A 15,715-nucleotide genomic window follows, 5' to 3' on the forward strand; every position below is an offset into this window, starting at 1 on the left:
AAGCATTAATTTGGGCAGCTTTCCAGCAATGCGCAATTAGCAGAGTGTTTTCTCTTCAATGAATTTGTTCACCAAATTCATCAGCTCTTGCGCCGTAGGTTGGGCTAGAGCCTCTTCTGCCAGCGCCTTCACATCTTCGAAGTTTGTATTACGAATTATTTTCTTGATGCGTGGGATTGAGATAGCGCTCATGCTGAACTCATCCAGACCCATGCCCAATAAGAGAAGTGTAGCACGTTCATCACCTGCTAGCTCTCCACACATGCCCGTCCATTTCCCTGCGGCATGTGATGCATCAATAACTTGCTTGATAAGTGCAAGCACTGACGGGGACATCGGATTATAAAGATGAGAAATCAGTTCATTACCGCGATCTACTGCCAGAGTATACTGGGTAAGGTCGTTTGTACCAATACTGAAGAAATCAACTTCTTTCGCCAGATGATGAGCAATCACGGCAGCGGCCGGTGTTTCGACCATCACGCCCATTTCGATCGTCTCGTCAAAGGCTTTGTTTTCGTCACGCAGCTGGGCTTTCAGCAGGTTCAGCTCGCCTTTTAGCTCGCGCACTTCTTCGACGGAAATCACCATCGGGAACATGATGCGCAGTTTGCCGAAGGCAGAAGCACGCAGAATCGCACGCAGCTGGTCATGCAGAATTTCTTTGCGATCCAGACAGATACGGATTGCACGCCAGCCGAGGAACGGGTTCTCTTCCTTCGGCAGATTCATGTACGGCAAATCTTTGTCGCCGCCGATATCCATGGTGCGCACGATAACCGCCTGTGAGCCCATCGCTTCGGCCACGGCTTTGTAAGCCTGGAACTGCTCTTCTTCGGTTGGCAGGCTGTCGCGGTCCATAAACAGGAACTCGGTGCGATACAGGCCCACGCCTTCTGCGCCATTACGCTCTGCACCGGCGACGTCGCGCACGGTACCGATGTTGGCACAGACTTCAACCTGATGGCCGTCCAGCGTAATCGCCGGCAGGTCTTTAAGTTTTGCCAGCTCGTCTTTTTCGCTAACGTACTGACTGTAATCGGCTTTCAGCTCTTCAATAACCTCAGGCGTCGGGTTGACGTAGATTTTATTGTTCACGGCGTCGAGGATTAAATAGTCGTCATTTTTGACTTGCTTGGTCACATCGCTGGTGCCGACGATAGCCGGTAATTCCAGAGAACGCGCCATGATTGAGGTGTGCGAAGTACGGCCACCCAAATCGGTAATGAAACCCAGCACCTTGTTCAGGTTCAGCTGCGCGGTTTCGGAAGGGGTCAGGTCGGTGGCGACCAGAATCACTTCATCCTGAATGGTGCCCAAATCGATAATTGGCATGCCCAGAATGTTACGCAACAGGCGTTTACCGATGTCACGCACGTCGGCGGCGCGCTCTTTCAGGTATTCGTCGTCAAGCTCTTCCAATGCCTTGGCCTGGCCTTCAATCACGGAGTAGGCGGCGGCGTCGGCGGAGGATTTGTCATCTTTGATGAGGGCTATGATTTCTTGTTCTAGCTCTTCGTCTTCCAACAACATGATGTGGCCTTCGAAGATGGCTTCTTTCTCTTCACCGAAGGTCTCGCCGGCTTTGGTCTTGATCGTTTCCAGCTGTGCAGAGGCTTTCGCACGGCCAGACAGAAAACGTTCAACTTCCTGATCGACTTTCTCAGGAGCGATTTTTTTCCGGTCGATGACAATTTCATCTTCTTTCAGCAACAATGCCTTGCCGAAAGCAATACCGGGAGATACTAAAATGCCTGAAATCATAACCCTACCTTACTGTTGACTGGTGTTAACTCTTCAGAAACCGATCAGGACATCATTACAGCATTAAGTTTTTGACTCGTAAGCGTTTGACTTAAAAGGGTATTGACTTAGGAATAACAACGTCCTGTTATTGTCTCTCTGACCAAGCTTCTTACTCGAGCTCTGCCATCAGTTTTACCAAGTGCTCGACGGCTTTCTGCTCGTCTTCGCCTTCAGCGGAAAGGGTCACCACGGTGCCCTGAGTCAGACCCAGAGTTTGCAGTTTGAACAGGCTTTTAGCGCTGGCACTTTTCCCGTTTGAGGTCACGGTAATGTCTGAAGTGAAACCTTTTGCTTCCTTCACAAATTGTGCAGCAGGACGAGTATGCAGACCATTTGGAGCAGTAATAGTAACTTCTTGCTGGAACATTGATGTTTCCCCAACCTAATTTAAAGTAATGTTGTGGAGCTAAAGTTTAGTCCATGAACCGTGCTTTAGCCTGTGAGATTCGTGCCCGTGAAGATTCAGAGGCAAACTCCGATGCAACAGGAAACGTAAAACGTTGCTGATGGAAAAGTTCACCTTTAGAAACCGCATTGCAGCCTCTTGCTGATTCTTTTCCGTTCCGTTTCCATTATGCCGCTATTTACCGCGCTGCAACAAATCGTTAAATCGATTCAGCCTCAGGCAATTGTATCAGCGATTAATTTTACGCATCGAAATAATTGATGGGTTAAATACTAAACCTGGCAGCGAAAATCAATCACGAACAGCACCAAAGTTTGATGTGGACCACAAAAAAGCACCAATTAAGGTGCTTTTTTGTTCAATCATTTTGAGAAAGGGCTATTGTTGCAATTCTTTTTCTGTAAACAAATCTGCAAACAATGCGGTACTCAAATAGCGTTCGCCGGAGGAAGGCAGAATAACCACGATGGTTTTGTCGGCAAATTCTGGCTCTTCGGAAAGCTTAACGGCGGCGGCAACGGCTGCACCGGAAGAAATACCCGCAAGAATGCCTTCTTCTTCCATCAGGCGACGTGCGTAATCCATTGATTCGTCGTTGGTAATCAGCGATACGCGGTCAATCAGCTCGAGGTCGAGGTTACCGGGAATAAAGCCTGCGCCGATGCCCTGAATCTTGTGCGGACCCGGTTTGACTTCCTGACCGGCCAGCGTCTGGGTGATAACCGGCGAATCGGTCGGTTCTACAGCCACCAACGTGATGCTGGCTTTCTTGCTTTTCAGAAAACGCCCAGTGCCGGTAATGGTGCCGCCGGTGCCCACGCCTGCAATCAGCACGTCAACGTCGCCGTCGGTATCTTCCCAAATTTCAGGACCGGTAGTCTTCTCGTGAATCGCCGGGTTAGCCGGATTGCTGAACTGCTGAAGAATCAGATAACGGTTAGGGTCGCTGGCCTGAATCTCTTCGGCTTTGGCGATAGCGCCTTTCATGCCTTTCGCGCCTTCGGTCAGCACCAGATTAGCGCCCAATGCTTTCAGCAGTTTGCGACGCTCAACGCTCATGGTTTCAGGCATCGTCAGGGTCAGCTTGTAGCCGCGCGCCGCCGCCACATAGGCCAGCGCAATGCCGGTATTGCCGCTGGTTGGCTCAACCAGTTCAATATCTTTAGTCAGAATGCCGCTTTTTTCAGCTTCCCAAATCATGTTGGCGCCAATACGGCACTTAACGCTAAAGCTTGGATTGCGCGATTCGATTTTGGCGAGAATGCGTCCGTTGCCGATACGATTGAGGCGCACCAGCGGCGTATGGCCGATGGTTAATGAATTGTCTTCAAAGATCTTGCTCATAACCGTGTCTACCTTATGTCGTAATCTTTTGATGATATTGTTATGAAATTAAGAGGATTCCATAAAAAGCATACTCGAACGTTTACCCCAGTGAAGTAAACAATTGGTATATGTTATGTAATTCCGAAATAAGTTTTAATTTTAGTACAAAAGCTAGCGTCTGACGTGCACGTCGCGATAGCGATCTACCCACATTGCGGTCGCGCCGCAAACGGCAACCGGCAGAATCAGCAGATTCAGAATCGGTATTAGCGTGAACACGCTGACCAGCGCGCCAAACTGCAAATTATCGACCTTGTTTCGGCCCAGCGAACGGCGCATGTCGGCAAAGCTGACCTTATGATTATCGAACGGGTAATCGCAATACTGAATCGCCAGCATCCAGGCGCTGAAGAAGAACCACAGCACGGGAGCCAGCGTTTGCCCGACGCCCGGAATAAAATGCAGCAGTAACAGCAGCAGGGCGCGCGGCAGGTAATAGCCCAACTTCTGCACCTCGCGTTTCATGATGCGCGGCAAGTCTTTCATGATGCCCCAGATGCCGCTGTCGGGAATCGATTTTCCGGTCAGGCGCGCTTCGAGCTGCTCGGCGAGTAATCCGCTAAACGGTGCGGCAATCAGATTGGCCAATGTACTGAAAAAGAAGCTGAACACCAGCAGCACGGAGGCGACGGCAATCGGCCAGATCAGGTAATCGAGCCAGCGCAGCCATTCAGGAACGTGGCTCATCAGGGCGGGGATCCATTCACCCAGTCTATTAAACAGCCACCAAAAGGCGCCGCCCATCAGCACGACATTCACCAGCAGGGGAATAATCACGAAACGGCGGATGCCGGGCAGAGAGATGAGTTTCCATCCCTGCGAAAAATAGTGCACTCCATTGACATCTGATGACGACATAAAAGAAATTTTCTCTCTCAATTGAATAGGCTGGGCTATCATATCGATATGATTTTGCACTGACTAGGCACTTGTTGGGTGAAAAGTAGTCAAATAGCAGGCAGCAATCATCTTTCTTAGCATAAAACTGTGTCCAGACTTGCACTTATCAACTCAGCCAAATAGAGTTAGAGAGGTGGATGTTTGCCGCGTTGGCAATAAATTATTACCCAAAAGCATTCGAGAGACGGGTAGGCGGCAACCGAGCGTATTCCTGCGAACTTAGCCAACTAGGTTTACAGGATAAGTGAAAGAAACCGACGCCTTGTATTTCGAAGGATGATGGATAAAGAACAACAGAGATAGCAATGATGCAGGATTTGCGTCTGATATTAATCGTTGTTGGTGCGATCGCCATAATTGCGTTGTTATTGCACGGTTTGTGGACCAGCCGTAAAGAACGCTCTTCGCTTTTCCGCGATCGACCAGCTAAACGTGTAAAAAAAGAACGAGAGCAGTCCCCGAACGAAGATTTCGTCGATGGGGTGGGAGAAGTGCGCGTGCGCTCGGCCCATCCTCACGACGAGCCGACTCTGGGAAGCTACGATGAAGCCGAGAAGTATGCCCCGATGCACGCCGATCCGCGCGCACCGCAGGCGCCTGCTCAGCCTCAACCTGTCCAGAATCAGCCTCAGCACGGACAAGCGCCTTCCGGGCAGCATCCGGCCGGTCAACCTCTTGCTGGACAACAGTTTACGGGTCAACAGCCCGTTAACGGACAACACTCGGTTAACGGACAACAGCCTGTTCAACCTGCTGCCAATACTCAGCGTCCCGTTCAACAGGCACCGCAGCAGCGACCTGCGCCTTCGCAGGCACCTCAGCCGCACTACGATGATCCGCTATTAAGCGGCTACTCCGCGGCTGAACCTGCCGAACCCGTTGCCCAGCCTGCTCGCGAGCATACGGCTCCGGTGCCACCGGCTGAAATTCATGCCGACGCCGCGCCAGCCGCACGCGCCGAGCCTCAGCCTTTCGCGCCAGCCGAGCCTGATTTTGAAGAGGACGAGCCGGTCAGAGAGAAGCTGACCGAAACGGTGCTGGTGCTGCACGTTGCCGCTCATCATGGCGGCGTTATTGGCGGCGAAGTCTTGCTGCAAAGCGTGTTGCAGGCCGGTTTCCAGTTTGGTGCGATGAACATTTTCCATCGCCACGTCAGCCCGTCCGGTAGCGGCCCCGTGCTGTTCAGCCTGGCTAACATGGTGAAACCCGGTTCGTTCGACCCCGAGAATATGTCTGATTTCTCGACCCCGGGCATTACGCTGTTTATGATGGTGCCGTGCTTCGGTGACGCGCATCAGAACTTCAAGCTGCTGCTTCAGTCGGCGCAACGTATTGCCGACGACGTGGGTGCCGTAGTGTGGGACGACGAACGGCGAATGATTACGCCGCAAAAGCTCGAAACCTATAAAGCGCGAATCCGCGAAGTACTGGAAAACACCGCCTAGTTCTTCGCTCACGCCGCAGGATGAGCTAAAATCTGCCCCACTCCTACTAACCCTCGCATGTTGGCATGTCGAGGGTTTTTTATCTTTAAGATGGTGAGCCATGGCCACAATTCAACAAGACCTCGAAAAACTGCGCGCCCAGCTGCGTCATCATGAATATCAGTATCACGTGCTGGATGCCCCCGCCATTCCCGACGCCGAATATGACCGTCTGATGCGCGAACTGCGTCAGATTGAAGAGGCGCATCCCGAGCTGATCACTCCCGATTCTCCGACCCAGCGCGTTGGCGCGGCGCCGATTTCAGCCTTCCAGCAGGTTAGACACGAAGTGCCCATGCTGTCGCTGGACAACGTATTCGACGAAGGCAGCTTCCTGTCATTTTATAAACGCGTGCAGGATCGACTGAAAATCAAAACCGAGCTGACCTTCTGCTGCGAGCTCAAACTCGACGGGCTAGCCGTCAGCCTGCTGTATGAAAACGGCGAGTTGGTGCAGGCCGCCACGCGCGGCGATGGCACGACGGGTGAAAATATCACCATGAATGTGCGCACCATTCGCGCTATTCCGCTGCGCCTGAGTGGCGACAATATTCCTGCTCGGCTCGAAGTGCGCGGCGAAGTGTTTATGCCGCAGCCCGGTTTTGAAGCACTAAACGAAGAGGCGCGTCGCACGGGCGGAAAAGTGTTTGCCAATCCGCGTAACGCCGCCGCCGGCTCCTTGCGCCAGCTGGATCCGCGCATTACTGCCAAACGTCCTTTAACCTTCTTCTGCTATGGCGTGGGCGCGCTGGACGGCGGCACGTTGCCACCGAGTCATCTTGCGCGTTTACAGCAGTTTAAAAAGTGGGGCCTGCCGGTCAGCGATCGCGTGAAGCTCTGCACTGGCAGCGACGAAGTGCTGGCGTTTTATCATCAGGTTGAGCAAGACCGCCCGCAGCTTGGGTTTGATATCGACGGCGTGGTGATCAAGATTGATTCCCTTGAAACGCAAGAGACGCTGGGCTTCGTCGCCCGTGCGCCGCGCTGGGCCACGGCGTTTAAATTCCCTGCACAAGAGCAGATTACGCAGGTCAAAGACGTTGAGTTTCAGGTGGGTCGCACGGGCGCGATAACGCCGGTTGCGCGTCTCGAACCGGTGCTGGTGGCGGGCGTAATGGTCAGCAATGCCACGCTGCACAATGCCGACGAGATTGAACGCCTGGGCCTGCGCATCGGCGATACCGTTATCGTGCGCCGCGCGGGCGACGTGATCCCGCAGGTCGTGGGCATCGTTGCCGAAAGTCGTCCCGAAGATGCGCGCGAAGTGACATTTCCGACGCATTGTCCGGTCTGTAATTCCGACGTCGAACGCGTCGAAGGCGAAGCCGTGGCGCGTTGTACCGGCGGCCTGTTCTGCGGCGCACAGCGTAAAGAAGCGCTGAAACATTTCGTCTCGCGCCGCGCGCTGGACGTTGACGGCATGGGCGACAAGATTATCGACCAGCTGGTTGAAAAAGAATACGTCAAGAATCCGGCCGATCTGTTCCGCCTAACGGCCGGGATCATGACGGGTCTGGATCGCATGGGCCCGAAATCGGCGCAGAATCTGGCCGCCGCACTCGAAAAAGCCAAGGCCACGACTTTTGCCCGTTTCCTCTATGCGCTGGGTATTCGTGAAGTTGGCGAAGCGACGGCGGCCAATCTGGCGGCGCATTACGGCACAATTGATGCGCTGCGTGCCGCCGATGTCGACTCCTTGAAACAGGTGCAGGACGTTGGCGATGTCGTGGCGAAACACGTCGTTAACTTCCTGGCTGAAGAGCACAACCAGCAGGTGATCGACGAGCTGCTAAGTCCTGAAGTCAACCTGCATTGGCCCGAGCCGAAGGTGATTGTAGCCGAAGAGATCGACAGCCCGTTCGCCGGAAAAGTGTTGGTGCTGACAGGTTCGCTCTCTATTTTGTCTCGCGACGAAGCGAAAGACCGACTAACCGCGCTGGGCGCTAAAGTGACCGGCAGCGTGTCGAAGAAAACCGACATGGTGATCGCGGGTGAAGCGGCAGGATCCAAGCTGGTCAAGGCGCAAGAGCTCGGCATTGAAGTGATCGATGAAGAGGAAATGATCCGCCTGCTTAATCTCAGTCAGGGGTAATCTGCGTGGAAAAAGAGAATCTGATTGAAATCGCCAACACGGTGATGCCTTTTGGTAAATATCAGGGCAGGCTGCTTATCGACCTGCCCGAAGAATATTTGTTGTGGTTTGCCCGCAAGGGCGAATTCCCGGAAGGCAAGTGGGGCATGCTGATGGAAATTGCGCTGGCGATTAAAATCGAGGGATTACAGGATTTGCTTACCCCGCTAAAACGCGGCGGCCATAACTTGCAAAACGAGTGATGTTTTGACTAAATCGTTTAATTAAATCGTCGGAACAAATACTGAATAGTAAAAAGCCGGTCCTTTATGCGACCGGCTTTTTTATTGACGACTAATCAGGTTTATCAAAAGCTGAATTAATTCACTTTAGCCTGTTTCTTCACGGCAGGTGCGGCTGTTTGCAGCTTTTCATTTTCAATCTTGACCTGCTTGTTGTGATAACGCTTGGCTAACACGGCGCAGATCATCAGCTGAACCTGATGGAAAATCATCAGCGGCAGCACCATCATGCCGATCGCGCTAACAGGGAACAGAATATTGGCGAGCGGAATACCGTTGGCCAGACTCTTTTTGGATCCGCAGAACACGATAGTGATTTCATCGGCCTTCGAGAAGCCCATCCAGCGCGCCATGTAGGTGTTAAATATAATCACCACTGCGACCAGAATAATACAAACCCCTACGATAAACGCGAACGAACCCAGCCCGACTTTGTGCCAGATTCCCTGCGTAACGGCTTCGCTGAAAGCGGTGTAAACCACCAGCAGAATCGACGTACGGTCAGTCTTGCCGATAATTTTCTTATGCTTATCAACAAACTTGCCAATCCACGGACGCAGCAGGTGACCCGCCATAAACGGGACTAACAGCTGCAACACGATATGCCAGGCTTGCTCAAGTCCATTGCCGGTATCGCCATGCACGTTCATCAGCACGCTGACCAGCAGCGGTGAAACGAAGATGCCGAGCAAGCTTGAGGCCGAGGCGCTACACACTGCCGCCGCGACGTTACCGCCAGCCATCGACGTAAAGGCAATCGCCGACTGCACGGTGGCTGGCAGCACGCAAAGGTAGAGGAAGCCGGTGTAGATTTCAGGGCTGACATCAACCGGATGCCACCACTGGAACAGCAGCCCGAGAATTGGGAACAGAATAAAGGTGCTGAACATCACCCACAGGTGCAGACGCCAGTTGTTGCTGCCTTCAAGAATGGCGGCGCGCGAAAGCTTGGCACCGTGCATAAAGAACAGCAGGCCGATGGCAAAAATAGTTAAGTCGTTGAAGAAGGTGATGTAAATGCCCTGAGCAGGCAGTAAGGTCGCTAACAAAACGGTCGCCACCAGCATCAGGGTAAAAGTGTCAGGCAAAAAGCGGAGTAATTTCATGGCTGTCTCGATAATGAAGAAATCATGGCTGCTATAGTGAACTTTTCGGGTAAAATTATAAAATTGATTTATTTAATCCATTAATGAATTTAATTCATGAACTATTCGCTCAAGCAGCTAAAGATTTTTATCGCCGTGGCGCGCTATGGCAGTTTTAGTCGGACAGGCGAGGTCATAGGCCTTAGCCAATCTGCCATTAGCCATAGCATTAAAGAGCTAGAAGGGGAGATGGGCGTACGTCTGCTCGATCGCACCACCCGCGAAGTGGCGCTCACTGACGCCGGACGCCGTCTCGCCAATCGCGTTGAGCCGCTGCTCGACGAGCTGCACGCCATGCTACTGGATACCCGCAGTTTTGGCACGGAGCAGAATGGCAGGGTGCGCGTGGCCTCAAGCCAGACTATTTCGGCACATCTCATGCCACAATGTATCGCCAGCAGCGCCGAGCTGTTTCCTGATATTCAAATTTTACTCAGGGATCAATCGCAACAACAGGTGCTGAACAGCGTGCGAAACGCCGAGGTTGATTTCGGGATTGTGATCGACCCAGGCTATTGCAACGACCTTGATACCGAAATTATTCTCCATGAGCCTTTCCTGCTGCTGTGTCACGAGGATAATCCCTTTGCCGCACTCGACGAGGTTCCTTGGACGGCTCTTAACGATGCGAAGTTAGTGCTGCAAGATTACTCTTCGGGCAGCCGTCAGCTTATCGACAAGGCGCTGGCCGAATTAATGGTTAAAACGCAGGTGGTACAAGAAATCGGCCATCCGGCGACGCTCTATCCGATGGTCGAAGCGGGGATTGGTATCAGCGTTTTACCCGCGCTGGCGCTGCCTCTGCCGTCAGGGAGTCGACTGGTGATTCGGCCTTTAGTGCCTGAAGTGAATCGCGCGCTGATGTTGGTAAAACGCAAGAATCGCTCATTAACCCCGGCTGCACGGGCGATTTGGGAAGTGGTCAGCCAGCAGGCGCAGCAACTTACTGATAAACGTAAGAAATTTGGTTTAGATTTCAATCCGTAATTTGGGCCAGCGCGTAATCCATCCTTTCTGCTCCGCCCGAGCCAGCAGCACTTCAGGCTGGCCGTGCTGTGGATTGGCGCTAATAGTAAAGTCAAACAGACTGTCGACGCCGAGCGGCGCAACCAGCTCGAGGGCGTCGTGTTCATCAAGCCGCACGCCAATCGCCGTCTCGGTTTCTACCCAATAACTTATCGCGTCACGGGTCGAACGATAGGGCGCGCGGCCATATTTGAGGTGCATTCTGGCCTGATTCTTTACCGACCACGGTAGCGCAACTATCGCGTTAAGCCGTTGTTCATAATCAAGATCGGTCAAGGGGTTAAGGTCATGCGGATTAAAGTAGACCACGTCGATATCATTAAGCGGTGTGGTTTGTTCATAGCCATGCACTCTGTCCCAGACCAGATTACGCACAAAACCCGCCGCCAGACACTCATCTTCAAGACCCAGAGTTTTAACCGCGCGCAGCGCCTGCATTCGCGCCTCGTCTTGCGTAATCCATTCAATAATCTGCTGCTCGTTTGGCGTCATTTTCATTCTCCTTTAATTTTCATCTTAACAAAGCGGGATGACGTATTTGTGTTTTTGCCAAAAAGCCGCAGATAAACGGTGAGCTGAAAACAGAAGATCGGTGATAAGAAAATAGTGACGCACCGTTATTGACGGCTGCCTCAACGGCACGCGCCAAAATGAGGCACGCAAAGACCTAATGCCCGATTTACCTCCGTTAATTCAACCTTCCCGAAGTTGGTACAGCCTTTGCAACAGCCTCTACATGATAACCGCCGTTGATAAAAACGGGGGTTAAAACAGTTAAGTCTGTAGCTTCGTCACGCCGGGGAACCAAAAATGCAGAAAACAATAAAAAGCACGCCCGTTTTAAAGCGCACGCTGGGCAGTTTTCACCTGTGGGGAATCGCCGTTGGCTTGGTGATTTCCGGCGAATATTTTGGTTGGAGCTACGGCTGGGCGCAGGCCGGCACCTTGGGCTTTATGGTCACCGCGCTGGTGATTGCCGCGATGTATTGCGCATTTATTTTCAGCTTTACCGAGCTGACGACCTCGATTCCGCACGCGGGCGGGCCTTTTGCCTACGCCTATCGCGCCTTCGGACCTACCGGCGGATTCATTGCCGGTTTCGCCACGCTGGTGGAATTTGTGTTTGCACCACCGGCTATCGCGATGGCAATCGGTGCCTATCTTAACGTGCAGTTTCCGACCATCGACCCTAAATGGGTGGCGGTCGGCGCTTATTTGGTGTTCATGACGCTGAATATTCTCGGCGTCAGCATCGCCGCCACCTTTGAATTATTGGTCACGCTGCTCGCCATTTTTGAATTGCTGGTCTTTATGGGCGTCGTCGCGCCGGGCTTTGAGATTTCCAACTTTACCCACGGCGGCTGGGCCGGTAGCGACACCTTCACCTCGGGCGCATTCTCGGGGATGTTTGCTGCAATCCCGTTTGCCATCTGGTTCTTTCTCGCTATCGAAGGCGCATCAATGGCGGCCGAAGAGGCGAAAGATCCGCAGCGCACCATTCCAAAAGCCTTTATCGGCGGCATTTTAACCCTGACCGTGTTGGCGCTCGGCGTGATGCTGTTTGCCGGCGGCGTGGGCGATTGGAGCAAGCTCGCTAATATCAACGACCCGCTGCCGCAGGCGATGAAAATGATTGTCGGCAGCAACAGCGGCTGGCTGCACATGCTGGTGTGGCTCGGACTCTTTGGGCTGATCGCCTCGTTTCACGGCATTATTATGGGCTATTCGCGGCAGATTTTTGCTCTGGCGCGAGCGGGTTATCTGCCTAAAAGGCTGGCAACCGTCAACGCGCGCTTCCAGACTCCGCATCTCGGCATTATTGCTGGGGGTGTGGTCGGCATTGCGGCGATTTTCTCGGATCAGCTAATTGTTATCGGCGGCCAGCCGCTGACCGCCAATATTGTGACCATGTCGGTGTTCGGCGCTATCGTAATGTATATTATTTCTATGGCGGCGCTGTTCAAACTGCGCCGCAGCGAGCCGCGCCTTATTCGCCCGTTCCGTGCGCCGCTTTATCCTTTTGCACCGGCATTGGCGCTGGTTTTAGCCCTTGTTTGTCTTGGCGCGATGATTTACTACAACACCTTACTGTTCCTGATTTTCGCCGCCATGATGCTGCTGGCCTATGCCTGGTTCCGACTGACACATCAGGCGCGCAGCGATGCCGCAGCGGATCCGCAGCTGCGGGGTTTACGTCCGGCTCCGGTGAAAAGCGTTAAATAACCGGCTTCCAGGGAGTGCTATGTTTCAAACGACGTTAAGTCATCGCCGCTATCAGTTTGCCGATTTACGCGAGCTGATGGCGAAAGCGTCGCCCGCGCGCTCGGGTGACTATCTTGCCGAAATCGCCGCCGACAGTGCCGAAGAGCGCATGGCGGCCAAGATGGCGCTGGCCGAGGTGCCGCTCAAGACCTTTTTGCAGCAGGTGCTGATCCCCTATGAAACGGACGAGGTCACGCGCTTAATCATCGACAGCCACGACGCCGCCGCTTTTAATGAAATTTCGCATCTCACCGTCGGCGACTTCCGTAACTGGCTGCTTGCCGAAGAGACTGATTCTGCCGCGCTGGCCCGCGTCGCAAAAGGGATCACGCCTGAAATGGCCGCCGCCGTCAGCAAGCTGATGCGCAATCAGGATTTGATTCTCGTCGCCAAGAAGTGTCGCGTGATCACCCGTTTTCGCAACACTATTGGCTTACCGGGGCACATGAGCGTGCGTCTGCAACCTAATCATCCGACCGATAATCTTCAGGGCATCGCCGCCAGCATGCTCGACGGGCTGCTTTATGGTTCTGGCGACGCCGTAATCGGCATCAATCCGGCCAGCGACAGCCTGCCGCTGCTGGAAAATCTAAATTATATGCTCGATGACGTGATCAGCCGTTTCGAGATCCCGACGCAGTCCTGCATTCTGACTCACGTTACCAACACCATTCGGCTGGTGGAGCGCGGCGCGCCGGTGGATTTAGTGTTTCAATCCATCGCGGGCAGCGAAGCGGCAAACAGCGGCTTCGGCATTAATTTAGCGCTGCTGGAGGAGGCACAGCAGGCGGCGCTCAGCTTGAAACGCGGCACGCTCGGCGACAACGTGATGTATTTCGAGACGGGGCAGGGCAGCTGTCTCTCGGCCAACGCGCATTTCGGCGTCGATCAACAAACCTGCGAGGCGCGCGCCTACGCCATCGCCCGTCGTTTTTCGCCTTTATTGGTCAATACCGTGGTCGGTTTTATCGGCCCGGAATATCTGTACGACGGCAAACAGATTATTCGCGCGGGCCTTGAAGATCATTTCTGCGGCAAGCTGCTCGGCGTGCCGCTCGGCTGTGACGTCTGTTATACCAATCATGCCGAGGCGGATCAGGATGATATGGACACGCTGCTTACTCTGCTCGGCACTGCCGGATTAACCTTCCTGATTGGCGTGCCCGGCGCGGACGACATTATGCTGAATTATCAGAGCACCTCTTTTCACGACGCATTGTACATCCGCGAACTGCTGGGCCTAAAACATGCGCCCGAGTTTGCGGCATGGCTCGAGAAAATGAAAATTATCGACGGCGCGGGCAGATTACGTGATGCACGCTCCTCACATCCGTTGTTAAATCACCTGCCGCAGCTTGGAGGCGTTTTATGAGCCAAGAGGATGAAAAAACGTCGCTTCCGCAGGTTCACGCCAACCCTTGGGAAGCGTTGCGACAGTTTACCGCCGCGCGAATCGCGCTGGGCCGCACCGGCGCAAGTTTGCCGACCGACGAGGTGCTGCGTTTCGGCATGGCGCACGCGCAGGCCCGCGATGCGGTGCATCAGCCGTTTAACAGTGAAGAACTTGAGCCGGATCTTCACGCGCTGGGTTTGAAAACGTTACGTGTCGACAGCGCCGCGCCCGATCGCACGACCTATCTTTGTCGACCGGATCTTGGCCGCAAACTGTCGCAGGAGAGCCGCGACTATTTGCAGTCTCTTCCATCGCAGCCCGCCGATCTGCTGCTGGTGGTGGCCGACGGTCTCTCTTCGAAAGCCGTGCATCGTCAGGCCGTGCCGCTGATTACCGCGCTTTTGCCTTATCTTGAAAAGCTGAATATCACACTGGGTCCTATCGTGTTGGCGCGTCAATCGCGTGTCGCTCTCGGCGATGATATTGCCGAGGTGATGAAGGCAAAAGCCGTCGCCATTCTCATCGGTGAGCGCCCCGGACTGTCGTCTCCAGACAGTCTGGGTATTTACATGACGTGGGGCCCGCACACGCGCCGCATGGAGTCGGAAAGAAACTGTATTTCAAACGTGCGACCCGAGGGTTTGGATTATCCGCAGGCGGCGTTTAAGCTAGCGTGGTTGCTGGAACAAGCCTTTGTTCGGGGTCTATCGGGGGTGGCGCTCAAGGATGAGAGTGATAATCCTCAAGTTTTAGATTTGGAATCTAAAGGCAATTTTTGAAGTTCAAATTCAACTTTAAATTCAAATTTAAATTCAAATTCAACTGCATGCGCTTCGCTTACTGCGCGGCGGCGCAGACCGCCTCAAGGATGTTCCTAAGCGAACACCCTTGAGAATCCCGCGCTTTTTTTCCAAATGTGCAACTTGAGAGCTAAAAAGTGAGATCGTTTCAGGTAGAACGGTGAGTGGCGTAGGTCGCGGCGCTTCGCGCTCCCGTCACTTCCCTCAGAAGCCAAAAACGTCTTCTTCACTCCGCTCCGCGCCGCCCTGATCCCGCCAATCACAGAATTTACTACAAAAACGGAAACTCTTGGGCGGTCAAAAGCCGATCCCTCAAATAATAAATTTTTGTTTTTCGACAACTCACACTTTGAGTCTGATAATCCTGCAAATTAAAACTGATTTTTATCTGATGTTGCTGATTTCCAAAACCAAGCCTAATTGATCGGCCCTTGACCGCACAAGAGTATCCGCCTTTTCTTTAATAGCTGTAATTGGCGGTATCAGGGCGGCGCTGAGCGAAGATGAACAAGACGTTTTTGGCTTGTGAACGTAGTGAGGGAAGCGCGAAGCGTCGCGACCAACGCCACGCGCGAAGGTTTCTGAAACGATGTAACTTTTTCAGCTCTCAAGTTACAGCTATGGAAAAAAAGCTTGGGATTCCAAAGGGGCGAGCGACTGCACTGAACCCCAAAACTTGGACACCTGTTTTTATTACAACTTTTCACTATGAACCCGGTATTCCACCGGGCTCA

General features: G+C 53.2%; 13 protein-coding genes. 7 read left to right on the forward strand and 6 right to left on the reverse strand.

The window, feature by feature from the left end; all coding sequences use genetic code 11:
- Nucleotides 1-36 precede the first annotated feature (36 nt).
- From ptsI to cysZ, 4 genes are all read right to left on the reverse strand, one after another.
- The gene (ptsI, locus tag SC206_RS17600; RefSeq protein WP_332739228.1) at nt 37-1,764 is read right to left on the reverse strand and encodes a phosphoenolpyruvate-protein phosphotransferase PtsI; all 1,728 of its coding nucleotides are present in this window, start codon (nt 1,762-1,764) and stop codon (nt 37-39) included.
- Nucleotides 1,765-1,915: 151 nt separating this feature from the next.
- The gene (ptsH, locus tag SC206_RS17605; protein ID WP_003038086.1) at nt 1,916-2,173 is read right to left on the reverse strand and encodes a phosphocarrier protein Hpr; all 258 of its coding nucleotides are present in this window, start codon (nt 2,171-2,173) and stop codon (nt 1,916-1,918) included.
- Nucleotides 2,174-2,590: 417 nt separating this feature from the next.
- A complete protein-coding gene (gene cysK / locus SC206_RS17610) occupies nt 2,591-3,556 on the reverse strand; it encodes a cysteine synthase A (RefSeq protein ID WP_332739231.1) in 966 nt (321 codons plus the stop codon).
- A 153-nt stretch (nt 3,557-3,709) separates the two neighbouring features.
- Nucleotides 3,710-4,456: a sulfate transporter CysZ gene (cysZ, locus tag SC206_RS17615; RefSeq protein ID WP_332739233.1), complete on the reverse strand. Its 747-nt coding sequence runs from the start codon at nt 4,454-4,456 to the stop codon at nt 3,710-3,712.
- A 347-nt stretch (nt 4,457-4,803) separates the two neighbouring features.
- On the opposite strand from cysZ, the gene zipA reads away from it, so the two are divergent.
- The 3 genes from zipA (at nt 4,804) to SC206_RS17630 (ending at nt 8,316) form a co-directional block, all read left to right on the forward strand.
- Entirely contained in the window at nt 4,804-5,943 is a 1,140-nt protein-coding gene (zipA, locus tag SC206_RS17620; protein WP_332739235.1) for a cell division protein ZipA, read from the forward strand.
- 100 nt (nt 5,944-6,043) lie between these two features.
- Nucleotides 6,044-8,074 carry an NAD-dependent DNA ligase LigA gene (gene ligA, locus SC206_RS17625; RefSeq protein ID WP_332739237.1) on the forward strand — a complete coding sequence of 677 codons (2,031 nt, stop codon included), beginning with the start codon at nt 6,044-6,046 and terminating at the stop codon, nt 8,072-8,074.
- A gap of 5 nt (nt 8,075-8,079) precedes the next feature.
- The gene (locus SC206_RS17630) at nt 8,080-8,316 is read left to right on the forward strand and encodes a DUF3820 family protein (protein WP_332739239.1); all 237 of its coding nucleotides are present in this window, start codon (nt 8,080-8,082) and stop codon (nt 8,314-8,316) included.
- Nucleotides 8,317-8,432: 116 nt separating this feature from the next.
- Here SC206_RS17630 and SC206_RS17635 read toward each other — a convergent pair whose 3' ends face one another.
- Nucleotides 8,433-9,461: a bile acid:sodium symporter family protein gene (locus tag SC206_RS17635; RefSeq protein WP_332739240.1), complete on the reverse strand. Its 1,029-nt coding sequence runs from the start codon at nt 9,459-9,461 to the stop codon at nt 8,433-8,435.
- Between the two features lie 96 nt (nt 9,462-9,557).
- Here SC206_RS17635 and SC206_RS17640 point away from each other — a divergent pair, with 96 nt between their 5' ends.
- Complete coding sequence (locus SC206_RS17640) at nt 9,558-10,487, forward strand: LysR family transcriptional regulator (protein ID WP_332739241.1); 930 nt, start codon at nt 9,558-9,560, stop codon at nt 10,485-10,487.
- On the opposite strand, the gene SC206_RS17645 is transcribed toward SC206_RS17640, so the two are convergent.
- A complete protein-coding gene (locus tag SC206_RS17645; RefSeq protein ID WP_332739242.1) occupies nt 10,470-11,018 on the reverse strand; it encodes a nucleotidyltransferase family protein in 549 nt (182 codons plus the stop codon). The two genes, SC206_RS17640 and SC206_RS17645, sit on opposite strands and share 18 nt — an antisense overlap.
- A gap of 318 nt (nt 11,019-11,336) precedes the next feature.
- On the opposite strand from SC206_RS17645, the gene eat reads away from it, so the two are divergent.
- The 3 genes from eat to eutC are packed head-to-tail and all read left to right on the forward strand — an operon-like array spanning nt 11,337 to nt 14,960.
- Entirely contained in the window at nt 11,337-12,749 is a 1,413-nt protein-coding gene (eat, locus tag SC206_RS17650) for an ethanolamine permease (protein WP_332739243.1), read from the forward strand.
- Nucleotides 12,750-12,768: 19 nt separating this feature from the next.
- Nucleotides 12,769-14,160, forward strand: coding sequence for an ethanolamine ammonia-lyase subunit EutB (locus tag SC206_RS17655; RefSeq protein ID WP_332739244.1), 1,392 nt, complete (start codon nt 12,769-12,771; stop codon nt 14,158-14,160).
- Nucleotides 14,157-14,960, forward strand: a complete 804-nt coding sequence (gene eutC / locus SC206_RS17660) for an ethanolamine ammonia-lyase subunit EutC (RefSeq protein ID WP_332739245.1) — start codon at nt 14,157-14,159, stop codon at nt 14,958-14,960. The genes SC206_RS17655 and eutC overlap by 4 nt, the downstream gene beginning before the upstream one ends.
- Nucleotides 14,961-15,715: the final 755 nt, after the last annotated feature.

It is taken from the genome of Rouxiella sp. T17 (genome assembly GCF_036663475.1).
In the GTDB taxonomy this organism is placed as follows: domain Bacteria; phylum Pseudomonadota; class Gammaproteobacteria; order Enterobacterales; family Enterobacteriaceae; genus Rouxiella.